Source organism: Bradyrhizobium genosp. L (assembly GCF_015624485.1).
In the GTDB taxonomy this organism is placed as follows: Bacteria; Pseudomonadota; Alphaproteobacteria; order Rhizobiales; family Xanthobacteraceae; genus Bradyrhizobium.
The window spans coordinates 891,475-910,815 of the sequence record NZ_CP061378.1; the positions used below are offsets into that span (position 1 = coordinate 891,475).

Genomic DNA, 19,341 nt, shown 5'->3' on the forward strand with positions numbered 1-19,341 from the left:
CATTGAGCAGGGGACCTGATCCCTTGAGTCACCTTAGAAAGCCGCCATGCCCGTTCGCCTGGACCGACAGAGCGCCGATTTCGACCAGCGTTTCCGCGACTTCCTGGCGGCCAAGCGCGAGGTGTCGGCCGACGTCGAGCGCGCCACCCGTGCCATCGTCGATGACGTCATCGCCCGCGGCGACGCGGCGCTGCTGGAAGCGACCAAAAAATTCGACCGACTGGACATCGAGGCGGGCGGCCTGCGCGTCACCGCCGCCGAGATCGATGCTGCGGTCGGCGCCTGCGACCCCAAGACCGTCGACGCCCTGAAATTCGCGCGCGACCGGATCGAGACCTTCCATCGCCGCCAGATGCCGAAGGATGAACGCTTCACCGATGCCGCAGGGGTCGAGCTGGGCTGGCGCTGGAGCGCGGTCGATGCCGTCGGCCTGTACGTGCCCGGCGGCACCGCGGCCTATCCGTCCTCGGTCTTGATGAACGCGGTGCCGGCCAGGGTCGCCGGCGTGCCGCGCGTCGTGATGGTGGTGCCGGCACCGGACGGCAAGCTCAACCCGCTGGTGCTGGCGGCAGCGCAGCTCGGTGGCGTCGCGGAGATCTACCGGGTCGGCGGCGCCCAGGCGGTGGCGGCGCTGGCCTATGGCACCGCGACCATCGCGCCGGTGGCAAAGATCGTCGGTCCCGGCAATGCCTATGTAGCCGCCGCCAAGCGGCTGGTGTTCGGCAAGGTCGGCATCGACATGATCGCCGGCCCGTCCGAGGTGCTGGTCATCGCCGACGACACCGGCAATGCCGACTGGATCGCCGCCGATCTGTTGGCGCAGGCCGAGCATGACGTCAGCGCGCAGTCGATCCTGATCACGGACTCGGCGCGGCTCGCCGCCGATGTCGAGCGTGCGGTGGAAGCCCAGCTTGCGACCCTGCCGCGCGAAAAGATCGCGCGTGCCTCATGGGACGATTTCGGCGCCGTGATCAAGGTGGCGAAGCTCGACGACGCGGTCGAACTTGCGAACGCGATCGCCGCCGAGCATCTCGAGATCATGACCGCAGATGCGGAAGCGTTGTCGACAAAAGTCCGCAACGCGGGCGCGATCTTCCTCGGCGCCCATACGCCGGAGGCGATCGGCGACTATGTCGGCGGCTCCAATCATGTGCTGCCGACCGCGCGCTCGGCGCGGTTCTCCTCGGGCCTCGGGGTGCTTGACTTCATGAAGCGAACCTCGATCCTGAAGTGCGGGCCGGACCAGCTCCGTGCGCTCGGGCCCGCCGCGATGACGCTCGGCCAGGCCGAAGGTCTCGATGCCCATTCACGTTCCGTCGGATTGCGCCTCAACCTCTCATGACCAAGTCACCCGCCGACGAGGATTCCAACAATCGCATCGTCGCGGTGACGCTCGACGAGGAATCGATCGGCCGTTCCGGGCCGGACATCGAGCACGAGCGCGCGATCGCGATCTACGATTTGATCGAACAGAACCTGTTCGCGCCCGAGGGCGCGCAAGCCGGGCCGTATGCGCTGCATATCGGCATCACCGGCAACCGGCTGATGTTCGAGATCAAGAAGGAAGACGGCTCGCCGGTGGTGGCGCATCTGTTGTCGCTGACCCCGTTCCGCCGCGTCGTGAAGGACTACTTCATGATCTGCGACAGCTACTACCAGGCGATCCGCACGGCGACGCCGGACAAGATCGAGGCGATCGACATGGGCCGCCGCGGCATCCATGACGAGGGCTCGCGCACGCTGCAGGAACGGCTCAAGGGCAAGGTGCGCGTCGATTTCGAGACCGCGCGGCGGCTGTTCACGCTGATCACCGTGCTGCACTGGAAGGGTGAGGGCGCCGGATGATGTGCGTATCGCCCCCGTCGAAAAAAGCCTGATCGCATGGATGCGCCGCGCGCGCGCAATCCGCAGGCCGTGCTGTTCGCATGCGGCCACAACGCCGTGCGCTCGCCGATGGCCGAAAGCCTGCTGCAGCAGATGTTTCCGCACGGGCTCTATGTGCGCTCGGCCGGCGTCAAGAAGGGCGAGCTCGATCCGTTTGCGGTCGCCGTGATGGCCGAGCTCGGCCAGGATATTTCCCATCACAAGCCGAAGACCTTCGAGGAACTCGAGGATTGGGAAGGGCTGAACTTCGACCTCATCATCACGCTGTCGCCGGAGGCGCACCACAAGGCGCTCGACCTCACCCGTACCGTCGCCGCCGACGTCGAATACTGGCCGACGCATGATCCGACCAACACCAGCGGCAACCGCGAGCAGAAGCTCGCGGCCTACCGCGAGGTGTGCGACGGCCTGCTGCTGCGCATCCGCCGCCGCTTTGCCAGGGTCGTTGCGGCCAACGGGTAGCTTGCAGGATGGGTGGAGCGCAGCGATACCCATCACTCTTGCCGCGAAAGGATGGGTGTCGCTTGCGCTCTACCCATCCTACGGCACTGTATGATTGGCCCTTGTCGCCAGACTGACAAACATCCGTGCTTATGGGGGCACTGTCTTTCGTCGGGGAGCGCGATTCGCGGCCGGTTCCAAGGTTGTGCAACCATGCCCCATCCGATAGGTTCCGCGCGCATCCGTCCTCCGATTCCAGCCCAAAACCAGCATGCTAGGCCGTCCCAAATTCGTTCTTGCTTCCGGTTCGCCGCGGCGGCTGTCCCTGCTCAACCAGGCCGGCATCGAGCCTGATGCGCTGCGCCCGGCCGATGTCGACGAGACTCCGCGGCGGGGCGAGCTGCCGCGTGCCTGTGCCAACCGGCTGGCGCGGGCCAAGGCGGATGCGGCTCTGAAGTCGGTGCAGCTCGACGACGATCTGCGCGGCTCCTTCATCATCTCCGCCGACACCGTGGTCGCGGTCGGCCGCCGCATCCTGCCCAAGGCCAATCTGGTCGACGAGGCCGCGCAGTGCCTGCGGCTGTTGTCCGGCCGCAACCACCGCGTCTATACCGCGATCTGCGTGGTGACGCCGCGCGAGGCGTTCCGCCAGCGCCTAGTCGAAACCCGCGTGCGCTTCAAGCGGCTCAGCGAGGACGACATCCAGGCCTATATCGGCTCCGGCGAATGGCGCGGCAAAGCCGGCGGCTACGCCGTGCAGGGCATCGCCGGATCCTTCGTGGTCAAGATGGTCGGCTCCTACACCAACGTGGTCGGCCTGCCGCTCTACGAAACCGTGACGCTGCTCGGCGGCGAGGGTTTTCCGATCCGCCACGGCTGGCTCAACGCGGTCGCGGTGTGAGCCTGTTTCGGCCACCGCGCCCTTGAATTCGCGATTGGTATAAGCTCTGTCCCAGCCATGACCGACCAAGCTGGAAACCGCCCGGCCGCCCCGCGCACCTGCCCGATCTGCGGCAAGCCCGCCGAGCAGGCCTTCCGCCCGTTCTGTTCCCCGCGCTGCCGCGACGTCGACCTCAACCGCTGGCTGACCGGCCGCTACGTCGTCCCCGGCCGCGAAGACGACGTCGAGGACGAGGAATAGCGTGATTTTCCAACAAGTTGGGGAAAGCGTCAGCAGCCGGCTGTGCCCGGCGAAGCCTTTGGCGAAGCCGGGTGGACACGACGCTTCGACCTCTCTATAAACCGCCCGCTCGGCTCACGCCTTTTGAGGCTCTGTCGGGTATGCCCAGGTAGCTCAGTTGGTAGAGCATGCGACTGAAAATCGCAGTGTCGGTGGTTCGATCCCGCCCCTGGGCACCACGCTTCGCCCTGCGGGCTACGCGTGGCGCAGCCTTGCGTAGCGAGAGCGAAGACGGACTGGCGCAGCGAAGCAGGTGACGCGACGTTCCCCTTAGCCGACGCATGGGAGTTTCTTCAGAGGAAGCGACGGCGCACGGCTTCCGTGCTTCGACGAGCACGATCCTGAACGAGCGCGGGTTCAATCTGGATCCGGCGCATCTACAATCGATCGAAGGGTGAGCGGGCCAGACTCAGGGCGCGCCTGGGCCAACCCCCTAGATGGCTTTCGGGCATATAGCTTAACATGAGTCGAGAACCAATCGCCGCGACTTGCGCTTGGTCTTGGAAATTGAATTGCAAGCACACTGTAAGAGGTAGCGCCGCCGAACCCGACGCTGCTTCGCGACTATCACTTCGCAACAAAACTAAGGCGTTGTTGGAGGGAGGCAAAAAGAGCAACCAGTCCCAGGCGAGATTCGAGCCTCGAAATTGTTGTTTCTATGAATACACGCGGTGCTCTTGCAACCGTGAATGAATGCGCCACGTAGCCACCTTGCACCAAGAAAGTGAAATTCTTGTCTACGACGAGATTATAGACGGGCTCACGTTCGCATTCTGTGATCTCCAAAATCTCGTCGAAGTAAGAATCAAGATGGTCATTTCTTAGGAGCGCCTGTCCAAAGCGCAATTTTCTCACGGTTGTCCATCCGTGATCTTCGGACAACAACGAATGGGATTTGGTCACTCGAAGCGCGCGGCCAGATGCGAATCGTATGCTGACAATTTCTCCAGCATCGAAGCGTTGCACTCTCTTGACCGTGCATAATTCCAGTGAGGCCGCCGCCGACGGCTTCGTCCAGACTCTATCTCCCTTGGAAATCTGTGGAATCGTTTTCATTCCAAATTCCGTCAATATGAGTGTATCGCCAGGGAAACACCCGTGGCTCGGATGGTCACACTGGCGAACATGCCCATCCCTATACGCGCGCTGTCCAGTGCACTTGTTAGTCTTCGAATCTCGGATATACCCTTTCGGATCGGAATACTTACCCATTTCGGTTCTCCTAAAAGAAAACGCGGGAAGGTCTAATATTCGATTTTCACGCTGCGGCTCCAGTCGCTCAAGGCCGGGTGAGTTTTGAATACGGCTACTACACCCGGCATATTATGATCACTATACAAATATCATTGTTGGCATGGGGCGAGGTTCTACCTATTTGATCCTCGCGGTCACGTATTAGGTTGCGTGCCAAATAGGTGCTCTTTCCGATCCAACTAGTCGAAGAAATGTCCCCAAATGAGTGCCTGCAGACCTATTGCCGGGGTTCGTAGCAGCCCCCTAGATTGATAAATGTTCGATTGCGGTGACACTGTCACCGCAATTGCGGAGTCTTGTCACCTACAACGAAGCGGTTGTGATGCCGAAGCTTCTTTCTCCGTTTGCGTGGCGGAGCTCGACCGACTTCAATCCGGTCTCGTACAATAGCGCTACGGTCCTCGTAATCTGGCTTCGGTAACCGATCGAGCGGCGGCAGCCCTCTTGATCCCAACAATTGGTCTACTTGGTCCAGCTCTTGCTGTTCTAAATCGCGCTCAATCGCCTGGACGTCCCGCGCCACCTCATGAAGCTGCTCTTGGAGCATGCGCTTCGGAGCGTGCTTTTCTAGATGGCGTATTTCCTCCAACTTCTCGACGACACGACTGATACGTCCCGGCGTCATGGCACGTTTTGAAACACTGTCGGGCTTCTTTGCCCCTGTCACTTTCACGACTTCATTCAGAATTGCGGCTCCATACTTTTCCGCGTCGTGTACTAGCAGATCCACACCTTCTTTGAAGTCTTTGTACTTCGAAACTGCATCATACGTTCCCAACAACAGGCCGCCAATGACGGTAATTCGGACGAGCAATGACCCGGCTTCTACAACGACATCGACCTCGACCGCTGGCCCATAAATCTCCCTGGCAACTCGCGCGGCCGCCGCGTCAATCTCCATACTCAGCCGCTCGAATTCACTCGGGCCAACCTCATATTCCTTAAAACGAATGGACGTCTGCGCCAGCCTTGCCACGAGGTCCCCAATCAATGATCAAATTTGCAGATCGCAGTTTACCGGCACGCCATTGAGCCTATAGGGATTTCATATTGTGCTAGTCGGCTTGGCTCATTTGCTTTTGTGCAAGGGTCGCAAATCATTGGCGAGCTTGATAGCTTGCGAAGCCGCGAGAGTGCGAGTGTCCAATCACTCACGTATGTCTCCGATCGACTTACTGACGCAGTGGTATATCACACTGCCTTACTGCATCTCACGGGCGTAAGGGTAGGACCGCAACGAGGTCAAAACCTAATACTGTGAAAATCGCTTTATTTCAATACTTTAGAGGGAGTGCGTTGGCGCCCCTAGCGCCGTCAATCATACGGCAGTCCTGATCGGTTCTCTGCACCTATAGCAGCCGTAGCAAGATGAGCGCAGAGGCATCAGGGATTTTGAGTGTTGCCAATCCCATAGGCCGCCTCTCTCTGAGGCGCTGCTTTCTGCAATCACGCCACACAACGCACCGTCACAGCGGCGCCGGCGGGATCATCCTGGCGAACCACGGCAGCTCCTCGCGCCACAACAGGCACGCGCGCTGCTCCGGCGCCAGGCCGGTCGCGAGCGCTCTGAGTTGTGCGCGCGACAAGCCGGAGCGTTCGCAGAGGAACGGGCGCAGCGGCGGGCGGGCGAAGTAGTTGTAGAAGATGGCGGCGCGGTCGCGCGCGACGGCAGGCTTGCCGCGGTGATAGCGGGTCGCGGGATCGCTGAAGATCACGGTGCCTGCCGGTCCGGTGCAACTCGTCACATCCGCTTCGGTGAAGGCGCGGCCGAGCCGCGTCTCGAGTTCTTGCTGGGTCAGGATCGGATAGTTGAAGCCCGACAGCGACTCGCTGCCGGGAAAATCCCGATGCAGTATCTCGTAGGGACCGCCGTCCGCATCGACGTCGTGGAGATAGACCGTGACCTTGACCATGCGCCGGTCCTCGAAATCGCGATGCCACAGCCGGGTCGCGACCTGCCGGCCGTCGGCGACCGTGTAGAAGAAGTGCAGGCCGTCATAGGCGACCGGCAGGCCGAGGTAGGTTTCGACGATCCGTAGCAGCCGTCGATCGAGACCCCAGCGGAGGATGGAGGGACGCAGCATCAGTTCGTCGCCGCGCGCCAGGATAGTGTAGTGGCGGCGAAACTCACCGCGCGCCGCGCGCACTGCATAGCTCGCCATCAGCTCGCCGGCCGACGACAGCATGCCGTCGGTGCCGGCAAGCGCCAGCGTCTCGAGCGAGGTGATGAAGACGCCGTCCTGCCGCAGGCCGGCGACGATCTGCGCCTCCATGTCGGATAATGCCGGCAGCTTCGCTTTGTGTTGCGCGAGCTGCCGTTCGTAAGACAGTGACAGCCGCCGCGCCAAAGCCGGGACGTTGATGAGATGCGAGGCGATCTCGGCCGGAAGGCCGCGGGCGCGCCGCGAGAGCCTGCGGTGAAGCGGCGTTTGATCGACGGTGCGGCTCATGCGGACGGCTTTTTTGACCTCGGTCGACAGGCTCTGCCCGCGACACGCGGATCGGACGGCTGACTGCTTCAACCCAAAGCGCGATGCGATCCCGGTCGGGCCGTCATCGCGCCTTCGATGTCATGCTCGCGGATGATCATGTCGGAATGCCGCGCCGAAGTTTTCCGGATCATGTCCGAGAAGCATTCCAACCGGCCCACTCGGAAACAGAGATGTGGCGGCGGGCGTCGTTGCGCCGAACGTCAATTGCGCTGCGCGGTCCAGTAGCCCGCGCATTGCGCGCTGCCGGAGTGGCCGCGCCAGGTGCCGCGGCCGGAATTGCCGGAGAGCCGGCCCGAGCCCGCGGCGTATTTCTCATGCACGGTGACGGAAGCGCGGACCGCGCCCGACTTCGCGACATAGCCGCGGAATTTCACCAGATTGGGATGGGTGACGACGCCGTTGGAGATCTTGACGCCGAAATTGTAGGAGCGATCGCAGTCACCACTTTGGGTGACGAACACGAGGTCCCAGGATCCGTCATAGGCCGATGCCGCATCGGCCTTAGGCGCCGCGGCAACGAGGCAGCTCACGGCAAGCACGCAAAGCAAAAACCGCTTCATGGTCGTCTCCCGAAAAATGCTTATGTAATATCGTCAGGTCTTGATCGGACCAGCGTAGCACAGGTCGGGCCGTTCCGGTGTGACGAAGGATCTCACACCAGCGATTCCACCAGCGCCAGGTAGAGCGCGAACAGAAAGCCGCCGACGGTCGGCAGCACCACCAGCGAGCCGCCTTCGTCGAGCGCGACCGGAATCATCGCATGGGCGACCAGCGCGAGCACCGCGCCGCCGGCGACGGCTTGCGCGAACACGGCAGCGATCGCTTCGCTGCTGCCGATGAAGGCCTTGCCGGCCACGGCGGCGAGGAGGCCTGCCAGCAGCACCAGCGACCACAGGCCGTAGATCCGGGCCGGGCGGTAGCCCGCCTTGGTCAGCATCGCAGCCGAGGCGGCGGCTTCTGGAATGCCGCCCAGGAACATGCCGAGCATCAAGGTCAGCGACAGATTGCCGAAGCTCGTGAACTTGGCGCCGATCACGAGGCAGCCCGGAATGGTATCGAGGATATTGCCAAGCACGATCGCCATGCCGGCGCCGCTCGCGGTCTCGGTCAAGAGCTTGCCGGTCTCATGCCGATGCAGGTCGAGGCTGCGGCTCGCCACTTTCGCCCACAGCGCGGCATTGGCGCCCTTGGCGCTGAGATTGCTGATGGCGCGCTGATGGCTGATGCGCTGCGCGGCCGCGGCCAGCTGGTCGTCCCTGGCGAGCAGCTGCTCGAAATCGGCTTTCGCAATTGCAAGCAGCTTGGTGTCCTCGGCGGCGCGGATCGTCGCGGTGCGCGGCTCGCCCGAGAGCAGGGCCATCTCGCCGAACACGGCGCCCGCGCCGAGCACAGCGAGCGGTGCGCCGTCGCCGGGCGCATCGCCCTTCAGCACCTCGACGCGGCCCTTCGCAACGATGTAGAGGGCATCGCCCGGGTCGCCGGCACGAAACAGGATCTCGCCGGCCTTCATTTGGTGGTCGCCGATGACGGCGAGGATCGGCTCGATCTCCTCGGCCGGGAGGTGGCACATCAGGCCGGATTTCGACAACAGCTTGATGCGTTCGCTGTTGTCGGCGTGCTTGCGCGCCAGCGCGAACTCGCGGAACTGGGTGACATAGCGGATCGCCGCGCCCTTCTTCTCGAGGAACAGCGACGTCGACCAGTAGATGATCGCGCCGGTGGCAAAGCCCGCGCTGATGAAGGCCCAGGCGCCGTGGGCATCGAAATTCTGGTGGTGCAGCGACTGCGCGCCCTCGTAGGCGAGCTCGATCGCCAGCGCCGAGATCAGCGAGCCCGCGGCAAAGGCGAGCAGGCGCTTGGAGATCGAGAGATGCAGCCCGATCGCCGCTCCGATCAGGGAGGACGATGTCGTGACCAGGCCGAGCAGCGACGCCATGCCGAGCTGGTAGAGGGACGTCATCAACTCTTCCGCTGAAAACGAATGGCTTCGGTGTGGAGATGCCGTTTCACGGCAGCGCGCCGGCCGGCAATGTAGACGTCCGCGTGTGCACAGTTCAACGCAACAAAGTTTGTTCGCGGCGATGTGGAGGCACCGGCACGTCATAAATCCTTTGCGGGTGGCATGATGGATAGCAGGGCACGGCAATGCGAGCTGGCCGCAGCCTGTCTTGCATAGGAAAATCATAAGCGGGCCGGGCTACCGGCCTCAATCCGCGCTCCGGTGCCGATATCCCGTGCCGAGCCTGCCGGTGATGACGGCCAATCGCGGATACGGCTATGCGCCGCTCAGGCCGCCTGCCGCGGCGGCGACCAGACGCCTGATGGCACCGGCTCGGCGGGCAGCAGGGTCTTGCTGGCGACACCGGTCATCGTGGTCGTGATCTCGTGGATCTCCTGCACCGAACGCTGCATCGAGAAGCGCGGATACATCTCGGTCAGGGTCGCAGCAGTCGCTGCCTGGGCGGTGGCGGGATCGGCGAGCAGCGCCTCGACGGCGCCGGCGACGCTTGCGGTGTCCTGGCCGAACGTGAAGGGGGCGAGATGCGGCATCTCGGCGGCCGCGAAGCGGTTGGTGTCGAACACCGGCACGGTGCCGGCGCCGAGCGCGAAGAACACCCGGTCGTGCACCGACAGATCGATGTTGGGATTGAGCGAGACCGCGCCGAGATAGCTGCCGAGACCTTCGCGCATCGCATCGAACGTCATGGCGCCGAGCACGCGGGCCGGCTTGCCGGCGACGTCGAGGTCGCTCCAGCCGCCGCCGATGATATCGACCGGATAATTGGCGAGCATCTCACCCACCGCGCGGGTCCGCACCCCGCGCGTGTAATTGTCGAGCCGGGTCAGGATCACGTTGAACAGGTCGCCGCCCGGCTTCAGGTAGACCAGATGCTGCTCGGCGACATCGAGGATGATCTTCGGGAACGCGCCGCAGGTCTTGCCTTGGGCCTCAGCGATCGCGTCGAACAGGATGGTGAACAGCTTTGGCGGCATCGCCTTGCGCCAGTTGCGCTCCATCGCCACCGGATTCCAGCCCGACTTCGCGAACACCAGCCTGCCGTTGCGCTTCTCAGGCGGCAGCCCGGCGAAGAAGCCGGGATCGGGAATGCCCATATGGGTCGCGAACACGCCGCCATTGGCCCCCAGATAATCGCGGTTGAACTTGGCGTGGTCCGGAAACACGTAGCCGTGCACGGTATAGCGGCTTTCCAGCGCGTGACGCCGCGAGAAGTAGCAGGGGTGGTCGCAGAACCAGGTGAAGACCGGGATCTCCGCGACATCCCAGAACAGCCTGCCGTCGCCGGTGGTGATATCGAGCCCGATGCCGGAGAAGCCGAGCGCCATCGTCTCCGCCTTGCGCGGCAGCAGCGCGTTCATCCGGGCCGAGAAATCCGGCGCCAGCAGGTCGAGCATCTTGACCTCGTGCCCGAGGCGGTCGAGCTCGGCGGCGGCCATCGCCAAAATGCCGCGCAGCGAATCATAGGTCGTGTTGCTGGAGTACAGGACGCAGATCACGGACATGATGGATGGGCCCCCGCCGCTGGACGCTGATCATGCGCGCGGGCTAACGCCGGCGCCTTGCATGCTTCTCGTTAAACGGGCGCCGCCGCCGTTTCCGGCTCGGAATTATCCGATTGCTAACCATATTTTTCGCCGGAAGTCGGCCTCTCTCGCGTTCAAGCTTGGTCGGGATTGTCGCGGCGTCAGCTGCCCGGACCGGCGTGCAGGGCGGGGGCCAGATGCAGCTTGATGGTTTTGACGTCGTCGTGGTCGGCGCGGGCTTCTTCGGCGCCGTCATCGCCGAGCAAGTGGCTAGCCGGCTCGGCAAGAGCGTTTGCGTGCTCGACCGCCGCCTGCATATCGGCGGCAATGCCTATTCGGAGGTCGATCCCGACAGCGGCGTCGAGGTGCATCGCTACGGCACCCACATCTTCCATACCAACTCGGAAGCCGTCTGGCGCTATCTGCACCGTTTCACCGCGTTCACCGACTACCGCCACCGCGTCTTCACGGTGGCGCAGGGCCGCGTCTATTCGATGCCGATCAACCTGGCGACCGTCTCGGCGGCGTTCGGCCGGCTGATGTCGCCGGAAGCGGCGCGCGCCGCGATCGCGGCGGAGGCGGCCGCCCATGGGGCATCGGGTGCACCGAATCTCGAGGACAAGGCGATCGCCTCGGTCGGCCGCACGCTCTACGACCTCCTGATCCGTGGTTATACGCAGAAGCAATGGCAGACCGATCCGCGCGAGCTGTCGGCCGACATCATCGGCCGCCTGCCGGTTCGGCTCACCTTCGATGACCGTTACTTTGCCGATCGCTATGAGGGCATGCCGGTCGAAGGCTACACCGCGATCTTCCGTAAGATGCTCAGCCACCCGAACATCGCGGTTCGGCTCGGCGTCGACTATTTCGGCATGGCCGACCGCGTCACGCCGAAGCAGCTCGTGATCTATACCGGGGCGATCGACCGCTTCTTCGAGTATGCCTGCGGCCATCTCGGCTGGCGCACCGTCGATTTCGAGCGCGAGGTGCACGAGGTCGCCGACTTCCAGGGCGCCTCCGTCATCAACTACGCCGATGCCGAGGTGCCGTTCACGCGCATCCACGAGTTCAGGCATCTGCATCCCGAGCGCGCGCATACCCAGGCGAAGACCACGATCTACCGCGAATATTCCCGCTTCGCCGGCCGCGACGACGAGCCTTATTACCCGATCAACACCGCGGCCGACCGCGCGATGCTGGCGTCCTACCAGGCCATGACGGCCGACCATCCGAACGTCATCTTCGGCGGTCGGCTCGGCTCCTACAAATATCTCGACATGCACCAGGCGATCGGCGCGGCGCTCAAGACCTTCGAGCACGAGGTGATGCCGTTCTTCGCCGAAGGCGGCATGACCCCGCGCACCGCGGCCGAGCGCCGACGGCGGGAGACCAGCCCGGCGTAGCGCCGCGCGCCGCGGCGTCCAAAACAAAAGCCCCGGCCGGAGGCCGGGGCTTTGACGCGATCGGGTGATCTCGCAACGATCGGTGTTTGGTCAGTATCTGGCGACGATCGGACCGCCGAACTTGTAGTTGATGCCGATCTTGCCGGTGTGGATGCCCTCCACATTGTGGTTGCCGCAGAAGGCCGAGCCGGCGGCAGAGGCGCCACCCGCGCCGCAGACCGAATAATTGTTGTCGAGGCCGAGATACAGATACTCGCCCTTGACGGTCCAGTTCGCGGCGAACGCATATTCGATGCCGCCGCCCACCACCCAGAATGCGCGCGTGTCGCTGGATGTCGCGTTGAGCGTTCCGCCGCCGCACGGCGCGGTGGTGCAGGCGTCGATCACCGAGGATTTGACGTCTGCGAAGCCGACGCCGCCCTTGACGTAGAGCAGGGTCCGATCCCATGCGTAGCCGGCGCGGCCGGCGAGGACGGCGTACCAGTCGCCGACCTTGGTTGTGGCGACGGTGTCGCTGCCGAACCCGACCGAGTAGGGATCTATCGCCGAGCCTCTCAGCCTCATGTAGCCGCCCTCGGCTTCGAGACCCAGCACGAAGGGTGAGCTCGGGCCCTGCCAGTTGCAGCCCAAAGTGCCGCCGCCGATGGCGCTGCCCTGCATGTCATAGCCGAATGCGCCGCCATTGCCGGCGTTGGCAAACGGCGAGTTGTAGAAGGTGCCGGCCGGGAAAGTGCCGCCCGTCGACGACGGATCCTGGGCCTGCACGGCGCGGCTCTGCACCGCGCCACCGGCGTATCCACCGACGTAGCAGCCGGTCCAGTTGTAGGCCACAATCGGTGGTGGCGCCTTCGTGTAGGCCTTGACCGGCATGTCGGCCGCGACCGCTGAACCTGTGAGCGCCGCCAAAGCGGCGAGCGTGAAGGCAAGCTTCTTCATAGTGCCCCTCCAAATAAGCTGCGATTCAATTTCCCAATCAACTTTCCCGCGAATTCTAGCCGGATTCTTCCCGCCAAGGCTGTAGCCAGAAGGTCACATCCTACCGGTAAGTTCGCCCCTGTTTGGTACGATTGAAGGGCGCCCGGCGGACGACACCGCGATACGGATTCATCGAGTCGCGTTGCGTGCCGCCGTCGCCCGTGACGCATCATCCGGTCTGCCCTGCGGCTGGCGCGTTTGGTCTCGCATTCCGCGCGTGGTTTATTTGGCGGGGCACTGAACTGCACAACAATCGCCCGCGCGTTCTGGGGAGGCAATCATGAAGTCCATCATCGCCGCGGCCTTGGCGGCCGGCATCGCCGTCAGCATGGCGCAGGCCGCGCCGCTGCCAGAAACAAAACCCGAGCAGGCCGGGTTCTCGCCAAAGGGGCTGGCACGGCTCGATGATTTCTTCGCGCGTGAGATCGCGGCCAAGCGGGTGCCCGGCGCGGTCGTGGCAATCGCGCGCGACGGCAAGCTCGTGCACTACAAGGCCTATGGCCAGCTCGACGCCGCCAAGGGTACGCCGATGCCGCTGGACGCCATGTTCGCGCTGGCCTCGATGACCAAGCCGATGGCGGCGGTCGCCGGCCTCACGCTGATGGAGCAGGGCAGGCTGGGGCTGCAATCCAGGGTCGCCGACTACTATCCCGGCTTCGCCGACATGAAGGTCGGCGTGCAGCAGGCCGACGGCTCGCTGAAGATGGAGCCGCAGGCCTCGCCGATCTTCGTCCACGATCTCTATCGGCACACCTCCGGCCTGATGTATGGCGGCCGGCCCGACAGTTCGAGCGCGCTGGCGAAGCTCTATCCCGACGGCACCGCGCCGGCGGTCGAGGGCGACACCCAGGCCTTCATCGACCGCATCACCAAGCTGCCGCTGGTGCATCAACCGTCGACCGAGTTCGAATACGGCTTCTCGATCGACGTGCTCGGCGCGGTCGTCGAGAAGGTGTCGGGCCAGCGGCTCGGCGAGTATCTCGCGGCCAATGTCTGGCAGCCGCTCGGCATGAAGGACGCCACGTTCCATCCGACCGACGCGCAACGCCCGCGTCTCGCGCGGCCGTTACCGAACGATCCGCTCACCGGCAAGCCGCAGGCGATCAAGCTCCTGGACACGCCGACCAAGTTCGACTGCGGCGGCGCCTGTTCGTTCGCCACCGTCGGCGACTACCTGCGCTTCGGGCAGATGCTACTCAACGGCGGCGAGCTCGACGGCAAGCGGATCCTGAGCCCCAAGACCGTGCATCTGATGACCTCGAACCATCTCGGGCCGGAGATCAAGAACAACGTCGCCAATCTCGAGCCGCATCGTGGCGGCTACGGTTTCGGCCTCGCGGTCGCCGTGCGCACCAGCGACGGTCTGGCGTCGGTCCCGGGCAATCCGGGCGAGTTCACCTGGAACGGCGCCTACGGCACGCAGTTCTTCTGCGATCCGAAGGAGCGCCTCGTCGTGGTGGTCGGAACCGCCGCGCCCGGTGAGCTGCGCAAATATTATCGCGAGAACGTCCAGGACATCGTCTATGGCGCGATGGTGAAGTGAGCCGCGCGATCGCGATCGGATTCGTCGCGAGGAAGCAGCAAGAGGCCCACCGCGCGGTGGGCCTCATTTTTTGTTTTTGCGCGCGTTACCAACCGCGGTAGACGCCGGTCAGCGTGCCGTTGTTGTTCCCTTCAGGGCCAACATCGCCTTGGGTCGAACTCGGCGTCGGATGGTTGCTGCCATTATACTCGCCATACTCGCCAGACCAGCCGGGCTGCGCCGGATAGTACATCACGTGCGGCTGGGCGCGATCGAAGTTCGGACCATTGTAGTCCCAGGCATCGGAGTTCCGATATGGATTGCCGTAGTAGCCTTGGGCAAAGGCCCCCGCCGTCGATGCGATCAGGGTCGCCGCGGCCACGGACAAGATCTTGGTCTTCCGTTGCATTCACAAGTCTCCTTGCTGGTGTCACGACCAACGACCCGCGCGGAGTGGCGTTCCGAATTTTTTATTCAACTCTCTGGCGTGAATTCGCGGCCGCGCTGGATCATGTTTTGGTGAAATGCTCTTGCGCCATTGGCCGGGCAAGAGTCCCGATGGAGCGGCAATTTGCTCTGGCGGACCCGTTATGCCGTGGCGGCTATAACGAGTCATTATGGTGCAAGTGGTTCGGGCACGCAGGAAAAGAAAGGCCCGCCAATCGGGGCGGGCAAGGTCTCAGGGAGGAAACGCTCAAAGTGAGCATTGATAGTTTCCTCGATTCGATCGCGGCTGCGAAGATCGTATAACTACTGTCATCAGGGGCGGCATTATGCCAATGCTGGCAGGCGGCCCGGGGAACCGGCCGCAGCCGCGGCAGGTTGCTTGCGCGCAAATCGGATGTGGACGTCAGTAGGGGAATTCTCATGAGCATGTCTGGAGCCTTTGCGCGCGTCGTCGCGCTGATCGGCGCTGGCGCGGTGCTGTGGCGCCGGCAGCAGGGTGAAACGCCGACGCCGGCCTGGGGGACTGCGCCGCAGATTCCGACAGCGAAATCGCAAGGCGCGATCCCGACGTTGAAGATGCCGACGGCGAGGGGCTGGGACGAGGGCCAGATCCCGACCGCGGCAGCAGGGCTCAAGGTCAACGCCTTCGCCGAAGGCCTCGACCATCCGCGCTGGATCAACGTGCTGCCCAATGGCGACGTGCTGATCGCGGAATCGACCCAGATCGCCAACACGCCGCGCACCATCTTCCACTATGCGATGCAGGCGACGATGCGGCGCGCCGCGGCGCTCGGCGTCAGCGCCAACCGCATCACGCTGCTGCGCGACCGTGACGGCGATGGCGTCGCCGAGACGCGCGGCGCCTTCATGGAGGGGTTGAGCCAGCCGTTCGGCATGGCGCTGATCGGCGACACCTTCTATGTCGGCAACACCGACAGCGTCGTCGCGTTTCCCTACACGGCAGGCGCCGACAGCATCAAGGCTGCCGGCCGCAAGCTCGTCACCTTCAAGCCGTCCGGGCACTGGACCCGCAGCCTGCTGCCGAGTGCCGACGGCAAGAAGCTCTATGCCGGCGTCGGTTCGCTGACCAACATCGGCGATGAGGGTTTTGAAGCCGAGCAAGGCCGCGCCGCGATCTACGAGCTCGATCTCGTGAGCGGCAGCAGCCGCATCTTCGCGGGCGGCCTGCGCAATCCGGTCGGGCTCGCCTGGGAACCGAAGACCAACGTGCTGTGGACCGTCGTCAACGAGCGCGACGGCATCGGCGATGAAACACCGCCCGACTATCTGACCTCGGTGCGCGACGGCGGCTTCTACGGTTGGCCCTATTGCTACTGGGGCCAGATCGTCGACGACCGCGTGCCGCAGGATGCCGCGATGGTCGCGAAGGCGGTCCAGCCGGACTACGCGCTCGGCGGCCACACCGCCTCGCTCGGCCTGTGCTGGGTGCCGGCCGGCACGCTGCCGGGCTTTCCCGACGGCATGGCGATCGGCCAGCACGGCTCGTGGAATCGCTCGACGCTGTCAGGCTACAAGGTGGTGTTCGTGCCGTTCGAGAACGGCCGTCCCTCCGGCCCCGCGCGCGACATCCTGTCGGGCTTCCTCGCGCCCGACGAGAAAGCGTCCTACGGCCGCCCGGTCGGTGTCGCGCTAGGCCCCAATCGCTCGCTGCTGGTCGCCGACGATGTCGGCAACGTGATCTGGCGCGTGACGGGGGCGTAGTGCAAGCTCTCACACCGACCGGATCTCGCCGCCGTCCATTCGCAGCACGGTGCCGGTCATCCAGCGCGCGGCCGGCGACACCGCAAACGCGATCAGGTCGGCGATCTCCTCCGGCGTGCCGAACCTGACGATGCCGGCCTGCTTCAGGAAGCCGGCTTTGGTGGTTTCTAGGTCGATCTGCTTTGCGGCCGCCGCCCTCTCGAGCATCGCGAGGCGGCGTCCGGTCATGATGGCGCCCGGCGAGACGCAGTTCACCTGCACGCCGTCCGCGATGCCGCGCTCGGCGAATGCCTTTGCCAACGCCTCGATTGCGGCGTTGATCGCGCCGACCGCGGCAGCTCCCGCGCGCGGCATCACGGCGGCATTGCCCGAGGTGAAGACCACCGCGCCCTGCGACGCCTTCAGCGCATCCCAGGCGCGGATCGCAAGCCGCCTGGCGCCGTGCATCTTGAGCTGGATGCCGGAATCCCATTGCGCGTCGGTCATCTCGAACAGGTCGAGCCCGGGCACGGCGCCGGCGACATTGACCAGCGCGTCGATGCGGCCGAAGCGATCCAGCGTCGCGCTCACCACCGTCTCCGCGGCTGCAGGCGTGGCCAGGTCAAGCCCGAGCACCAGCGGCGTAGCGCCATCGGCCTCGATCTGTTGCCCGACCTCGCGCAGCTTGTCGCCGCTGCGCGCGACCACGACGACGGCGGAAAAATCGCGGGCGAGCCGCAGCGCAGTGGCGCGTCCGATGCCGGAGCTCGCTCCGGAGACGATGGCGACAGGCTTTGTCATGACGGTCCCCTAGCGGCTCAGGAATTCGCGGATGTGTTGCGCGATCTCGGCGGCATGCGTCTCCAGCGCGAAGTGGCCGGTATCGAGGAAGCGCACCACTGCGTTCGGATTGTCGCGCTTGAAAGCCTCCGCGCCCGGCGGCAGGAAGAACGGATCGTTCTTGCCCCATACCGCGAGGAACGGCGGCCGATGGCTGCGGAAATAATTCTGGAAGGCCGGGTAGAGCGCGACGTTGCTCTTGTAGTCGCCGAACAGATCGAGCTGCACGTCGTGTGCGCCGGGACGCGCCATGTAGTAATTGTCGAGGTTCTGTCCATCCGGCGACACGGCTTCCGGATCGGTCGTGCCATGGGTGTACTGCCAGCGCGTGGTCTCCGGCGCGAGGAACGCGCGCAGCGCATCGCGGTTGGCCGGCGAGGGGTCCTGCCAATAGGCGCGGATCGGCGTCCAGCCGTCGCTGAGGCCTTCCTCATAGGCGTTGCCGTTCTGCGAGATGATCGCGGTGATGCGCTCCGGATGCTTGACCGCGAGGCGGAATCCGGTCGGCGCGCCATAGTCGAACACGTAGACCGCAAAGCGGTCGAAGCCGATCACCTCGGTGAAGCGGTCGATGACTTTCGCGATGTTGTCGAAGGTGTATTTGAACGTTTCGCGCGGCGGCATGTCGGACTGGCCGAAGCCGGGGAGATCAGGCGCCACGATGTGGAAGCGGTCCGCGAGCAGCGGGATCAGATCGCGGAACATGTGGCCCGCGCTCGGGAAGCCGTGCAGCAGCAGCAGTTTTGGCGCGCCCGGCGATCCGGCCTCGCGATAGAACACCTTGAAGCCATCGACGTCGGCGCTGTGGAATTTGATCTGGGACATGTCTCACTCCTCTGATGGTGATTGATCGGAAGCTCCGTCAGGCCTGCGCGACGCTGCGGATCGCATCCTTGATGATGTCGGTGACGTGTGACGGCGCGGTCACGATCGGGGTGTGATCGACGGCGTGCGCGTGCACGTGCGCCCGCATGCGCGCAGCCATGAAGCGTTGGGTCTCGGGCGGGATCATGCGGTCCTCTTCGGCGACCAGGAACCAGGCCGGCACGTCCTTCCACAGCGGACGGCCGACCGGCACCGTGATGCAGGCCGGCGAGATCGGCCGCTGCACCGCGGCCAGCACCGCGAGATCCTCCGTCCGCGCGCCCTGCGCGAAGGCCGATGCGAAAGCGGTCTCGGGCAGCCAGATCAGTCCGTTGGCATCGGGGGCGAGCTTCGGCGCGAACGGATGCGGGGCTGCGCGATAGAACACGTCGGCGACGGTCTCGCCTTCGTCGGGCGCGAGCGCGGCGACATAGACCAATGCCTTGACCCGCGGCGCGCGGGTCGCGCCGATCACGGCGCCGGCATAGGCATGGCCGGCGACCACGATCGGTCCCTCGACCCGATCGAGCGTGCGGTTGAGCGCCGCCATGTCGTCCGCGAACGAGGTCAGCGGCAACGGCGCCGCCACCGCGGTGATGCCCTCGGCATCGAGCGCCGTGATCACCCGCGCCCAGCTCGAACCGTCCGCCCATGCGCCATGCGCAAGCACCACACTGACATCCTTGATCGACATGCTCCGCTCCTGTTTCCTGTCGTAACCAATTAAATGCCTATTGACAGGTTACGTTGCTTATGGCCTGCTGATCATAACTTGTCAACAGGCTTCAATCAGGT

General features: G+C 64.4%; 19 protein-coding genes and 1 tRNA gene. 9 read left to right on the top strand and 11 right to left on the bottom strand.

Features of this window, described 5'->3' with window-relative positions:
• Nucleotides 1-46 precede the first annotated feature (46 nt).
• The 6 genes from hisD to IC762_RS04135 all read left to right on the top strand — a co-directional run bounded on the left by hisD (nucleotide 47) and on the right by IC762_RS04135 (nucleotide 3,684).
• A complete protein-coding gene (gene hisD / locus IC762_RS04110) occupies nucleotides 47-1,342 on the top strand; it encodes a histidinol dehydrogenase (protein ID WP_195787377.1) in 1,296 nt (431 codons plus the stop codon).
• Nucleotides 1,339-1,845: a UPF0262 family protein gene (locus IC762_RS04115; RefSeq protein ID WP_195787378.1), complete on the top strand. Its 507-nt coding sequence runs from the start codon at nucleotides 1,339-1,341 to the stop codon at nucleotides 1,843-1,845. The genes hisD and IC762_RS04115 overlap by 4 nt, the downstream gene beginning before the upstream one ends.
• Nucleotides 1,846-1,881: 36 nt before the next feature.
• The gene (locus tag IC762_RS04120) at nucleotides 1,882-2,346 is read left to right on the top strand and encodes a low molecular weight phosphatase family protein (protein WP_195787379.1); all 465 of its coding nucleotides are present in this window, start codon (nucleotides 1,882-1,884) and stop codon (nucleotides 2,344-2,346) included.
• A gap of 250 nt (nucleotides 2,347-2,596) precedes the next feature.
• A complete protein-coding gene (locus IC762_RS04125) occupies nucleotides 2,597-3,226 on the top strand; it encodes a Maf-like protein (protein WP_195787380.1) in 630 nt (209 codons plus the stop codon).
• Nucleotides 3,227-3,283: 57 nt separating this feature from the next.
• A complete protein-coding gene (gene yacG / locus IC762_RS04130; RefSeq protein WP_195787381.1) occupies nucleotides 3,284-3,466 on the top strand; it encodes a DNA gyrase inhibitor YacG in 183 nt (60 codons plus the stop codon).
• Between the two features lie 142 nt (nucleotides 3,467-3,608).
• A tRNA-Phe gene (locus IC762_RS04135) sits at nucleotides 3,609-3,684 on the top strand.
• 388 nt (nucleotides 3,685-4,072) lie between these two features.
• Here IC762_RS04135 and IC762_RS04140 read toward each other — a convergent pair.
• The 6 genes from IC762_RS04140 to IC762_RS04165 all read right to left on the bottom strand — a co-directional run bounded on the left by IC762_RS04140 (nucleotide 4,073) and on the right by IC762_RS04165 (nucleotide 10,773).
• On the bottom strand, nucleotides 4,073-4,561 hold the full coding sequence (locus IC762_RS04140) for a Hint domain-containing protein (RefSeq protein WP_195787382.1): 489 nt from the start codon (nucleotides 4,559-4,561) through the stop codon (nucleotides 4,073-4,075).
• A 475-nt stretch (nucleotides 4,562-5,036) separates the two neighbouring features.
• Complete coding sequence (locus tag IC762_RS04145) at nucleotides 5,037-5,735, bottom strand: hypothetical protein (RefSeq protein WP_195787383.1); 699 nt, start codon at nucleotides 5,733-5,735, stop codon at nucleotides 5,037-5,039.
• 490 nt (nucleotides 5,736-6,225) lie between these two features.
• A complete protein-coding gene (locus IC762_RS04150; protein WP_195787384.1) occupies nucleotides 6,226-7,209 on the bottom strand; it encodes a hypothetical protein in 984 nt (327 codons plus the stop codon).
• Nucleotides 7,210-7,451: 242 nt separating this feature from the next.
• A complete protein-coding gene (locus tag IC762_RS04155) occupies nucleotides 7,452-7,811 on the bottom strand; it encodes a hypothetical protein (protein ID WP_195787385.1) in 360 nt (119 codons plus the stop codon).
• Nucleotides 7,812-7,903: 92 nt separating this feature from the next.
• Nucleotides 7,904-9,211: a cyclic nucleotide-binding domain-containing protein gene (locus tag IC762_RS04160; protein ID WP_195787386.1), complete on the bottom strand. Its 1,308-nt coding sequence runs from the start codon at nucleotides 9,209-9,211 to the stop codon at nucleotides 7,904-7,906.
• A gap of 326 nt (nucleotides 9,212-9,537) precedes the next feature.
• A complete protein-coding gene (locus tag IC762_RS04165; RefSeq protein WP_195787387.1) occupies nucleotides 9,538-10,773 on the bottom strand; it encodes a hypothetical protein in 1,236 nt (411 codons plus the stop codon).
• 218 nt (nucleotides 10,774-10,991) lie between these two features.
• Here IC762_RS04165 and glf point away from each other — a divergent pair, with 218 nt between their 5' ends.
• The gene (gene glf, locus IC762_RS04170; RefSeq protein ID WP_195787388.1) at nucleotides 10,992-12,197 is read left to right on the top strand and encodes a UDP-galactopyranose mutase; all 1,206 of its coding nucleotides are present in this window, start codon (nucleotides 10,992-10,994) and stop codon (nucleotides 12,195-12,197) included.
• 90 nt (nucleotides 12,198-12,287) lie between these two features.
• Here glf and IC762_RS04175 read toward each other — a convergent pair whose 3' ends face one another.
• A complete protein-coding gene (locus IC762_RS04175; protein WP_195787389.1) occupies nucleotides 12,288-13,133 on the bottom strand; it encodes an outer membrane protein in 846 nt (281 codons plus the stop codon).
• A 319-nt stretch (nucleotides 13,134-13,452) separates the two neighbouring features.
• On the opposite strand from IC762_RS04175, the gene IC762_RS04180 reads away from it, so the two are divergent.
• Nucleotides 13,453-14,715: a serine hydrolase domain-containing protein gene (locus IC762_RS04180; protein ID WP_195787390.1), complete on the top strand. Its 1,263-nt coding sequence runs from the start codon at nucleotides 13,453-13,455 to the stop codon at nucleotides 14,713-14,715.
• Between the two features lie 85 nt (nucleotides 14,716-14,800).
• On the opposite strand, the gene IC762_RS04185 is transcribed toward IC762_RS04180, so the two are convergent.
• Nucleotides 14,801-15,103 (bottom strand): hypothetical protein, encoded by a 303-nt coding sequence (locus tag IC762_RS04185; RefSeq protein ID WP_195787391.1) that lies wholly within the window; start codon nucleotides 15,101-15,103, stop codon nucleotides 14,801-14,803.
• Between the two features lie 458 nt (nucleotides 15,104-15,561).
• On the opposite strand from IC762_RS04185, the gene IC762_RS04190 reads away from it, so the two are divergent.
• Nucleotides 15,562-16,863, top strand: a complete 1,302-nt coding sequence (locus tag IC762_RS04190; protein ID WP_195787392.1) for a PQQ-dependent sugar dehydrogenase — start codon at nucleotides 15,562-15,564, stop codon at nucleotides 16,861-16,863.
• Nucleotides 16,864-16,872: 9 nt separating this feature from the next.
• On the opposite strand, the gene IC762_RS04195 is transcribed toward IC762_RS04190, so the two are convergent.
• The 3 genes from IC762_RS04195 to IC762_RS04205 are packed head-to-tail and all read right to left on the bottom strand — an operon-like array spanning nucleotide 16,873 to nucleotide 19,240.
• Nucleotides 16,873-17,643: an SDR family oxidoreductase gene (locus tag IC762_RS04195; protein ID WP_195787393.1), complete on the bottom strand. Its 771-nt coding sequence runs from the start codon at nucleotides 17,641-17,643 to the stop codon at nucleotides 16,873-16,875.
• 9 nt (nucleotides 17,644-17,652) lie between these two features.
• Nucleotides 17,653-18,507 (bottom strand): alpha/beta fold hydrolase, encoded by an 855-nt coding sequence (locus IC762_RS04200; RefSeq protein WP_195787394.1) that lies wholly within the window; start codon nucleotides 18,505-18,507, stop codon nucleotides 17,653-17,655.
• A gap of 37 nt (nucleotides 18,508-18,544) precedes the next feature.
• On the bottom strand, nucleotides 18,545-19,240 hold the full coding sequence (locus tag IC762_RS04205; RefSeq protein WP_195787395.1) for an alpha/beta fold hydrolase: 696 nt from the start codon (nucleotides 19,238-19,240) through the stop codon (nucleotides 18,545-18,547).
• Nucleotides 19,241-19,341 lie beyond the last annotated feature (101 nt).

Excerpts from the sequence above, each read along its gene's own strand:
- hisD (WP_195787377.1), top strand. The coding sequence starts at position 47 with ATGCCCGTTCGCCTGGACCGACAGAGCGCCGATTTCGACCAGCGTTTC.
- IC762_RS04115 (WP_195787378.1), top strand. The coding sequence starts at position 1,339 with ATGACCAAGTCACCCGCCGACGAGGATTCCAACAATCGCATCGTCGCG.
- IC762_RS04120 (WP_195787379.1), top strand. The coding sequence starts at position 1,882 with ATGGATGCGCCGCGCGCGCGCAATCCGCAGGCCGTGCTGTTCGCATGC.
- IC762_RS04125 (WP_195787380.1), top strand. The coding sequence starts at position 2,597 with ATGCTAGGCCGTCCCAAATTCGTTCTTGCTTCCGGTTCGCCGCGGCGG.
- yacG (WP_195787381.1), top strand. The coding sequence starts at position 3,284 with ATGACCGACCAAGCTGGAAACCGCCCGGCCGCCCCGCGCACCTGCCCG.
- IC762_RS04140 (WP_195787382.1), bottom strand. The coding sequence starts at position 4,561 with ATGAAAACGATTCCACAGATTTCCAAGGGAGATAGAGTCTGGACGAAG.
- IC762_RS04150 (WP_195787384.1), bottom strand. The coding sequence starts at position 7,209 with ATGAGCCGCACCGTCGATCAAACGCCGCTTCACCGCAGGCTCTCGCGG.
- IC762_RS04155 (WP_195787385.1), bottom strand. The coding sequence starts at position 7,811 with ATGAAGCGGTTTTTGCTTTGCGTGCTTGCCGTGAGCTGCCTCGTTGCC.
- IC762_RS04160 (WP_195787386.1), bottom strand. The coding sequence starts at position 9,211 with ATGACGTCCCTCTACCAGCTCGGCATGGCGTCGCTGCTCGGCCTGGTC.
- IC762_RS04165 (WP_195787387.1), bottom strand. The coding sequence starts at position 10,773 with ATGTCCGTGATCTGCGTCCTGTACTCCAGCAACACGACCTATGATTCG.
- glf (WP_195787388.1), top strand. The coding sequence starts at position 10,992 with ATGCAGCTTGATGGTTTTGACGTCGTCGTGGTCGGCGCGGGCTTCTTC.
- IC762_RS04175 (WP_195787389.1), bottom strand. The coding sequence starts at position 13,133 with ATGAAGAAGCTTGCCTTCACGCTCGCCGCTTTGGCGGCGCTCACAGGT.
- IC762_RS04180 (WP_195787390.1), top strand. The coding sequence starts at position 13,453 with ATGAAGTCCATCATCGCCGCGGCCTTGGCGGCCGGCATCGCCGTCAGC.
- IC762_RS04185 (WP_195787391.1), bottom strand. The coding sequence starts at position 15,103 with ATGCAACGGAAGACCAAGATCTTGTCCGTGGCCGCGGCGACCCTGATC.
- IC762_RS04190 (WP_195787392.1), top strand. The coding sequence starts at position 15,562 with ATGAGCATGTCTGGAGCCTTTGCGCGCGTCGTCGCGCTGATCGGCGCT.
- IC762_RS04195 (WP_195787393.1), bottom strand. The coding sequence starts at position 17,643 with ATGACAAAGCCTGTCGCCATCGTCTCCGGAGCGAGCTCCGGCATCGGA.
- IC762_RS04200 (WP_195787394.1), bottom strand. The coding sequence starts at position 18,507 with ATGTCCCAGATCAAATTCCACAGCGCCGACGTCGATGGCTTCAAGGTG.
- IC762_RS04205 (WP_195787395.1), bottom strand. The coding sequence starts at position 19,240 with ATGTCGATCAAGGATGTCAGTGTGGTGCTTGCGCATGGCGCATGGGCG.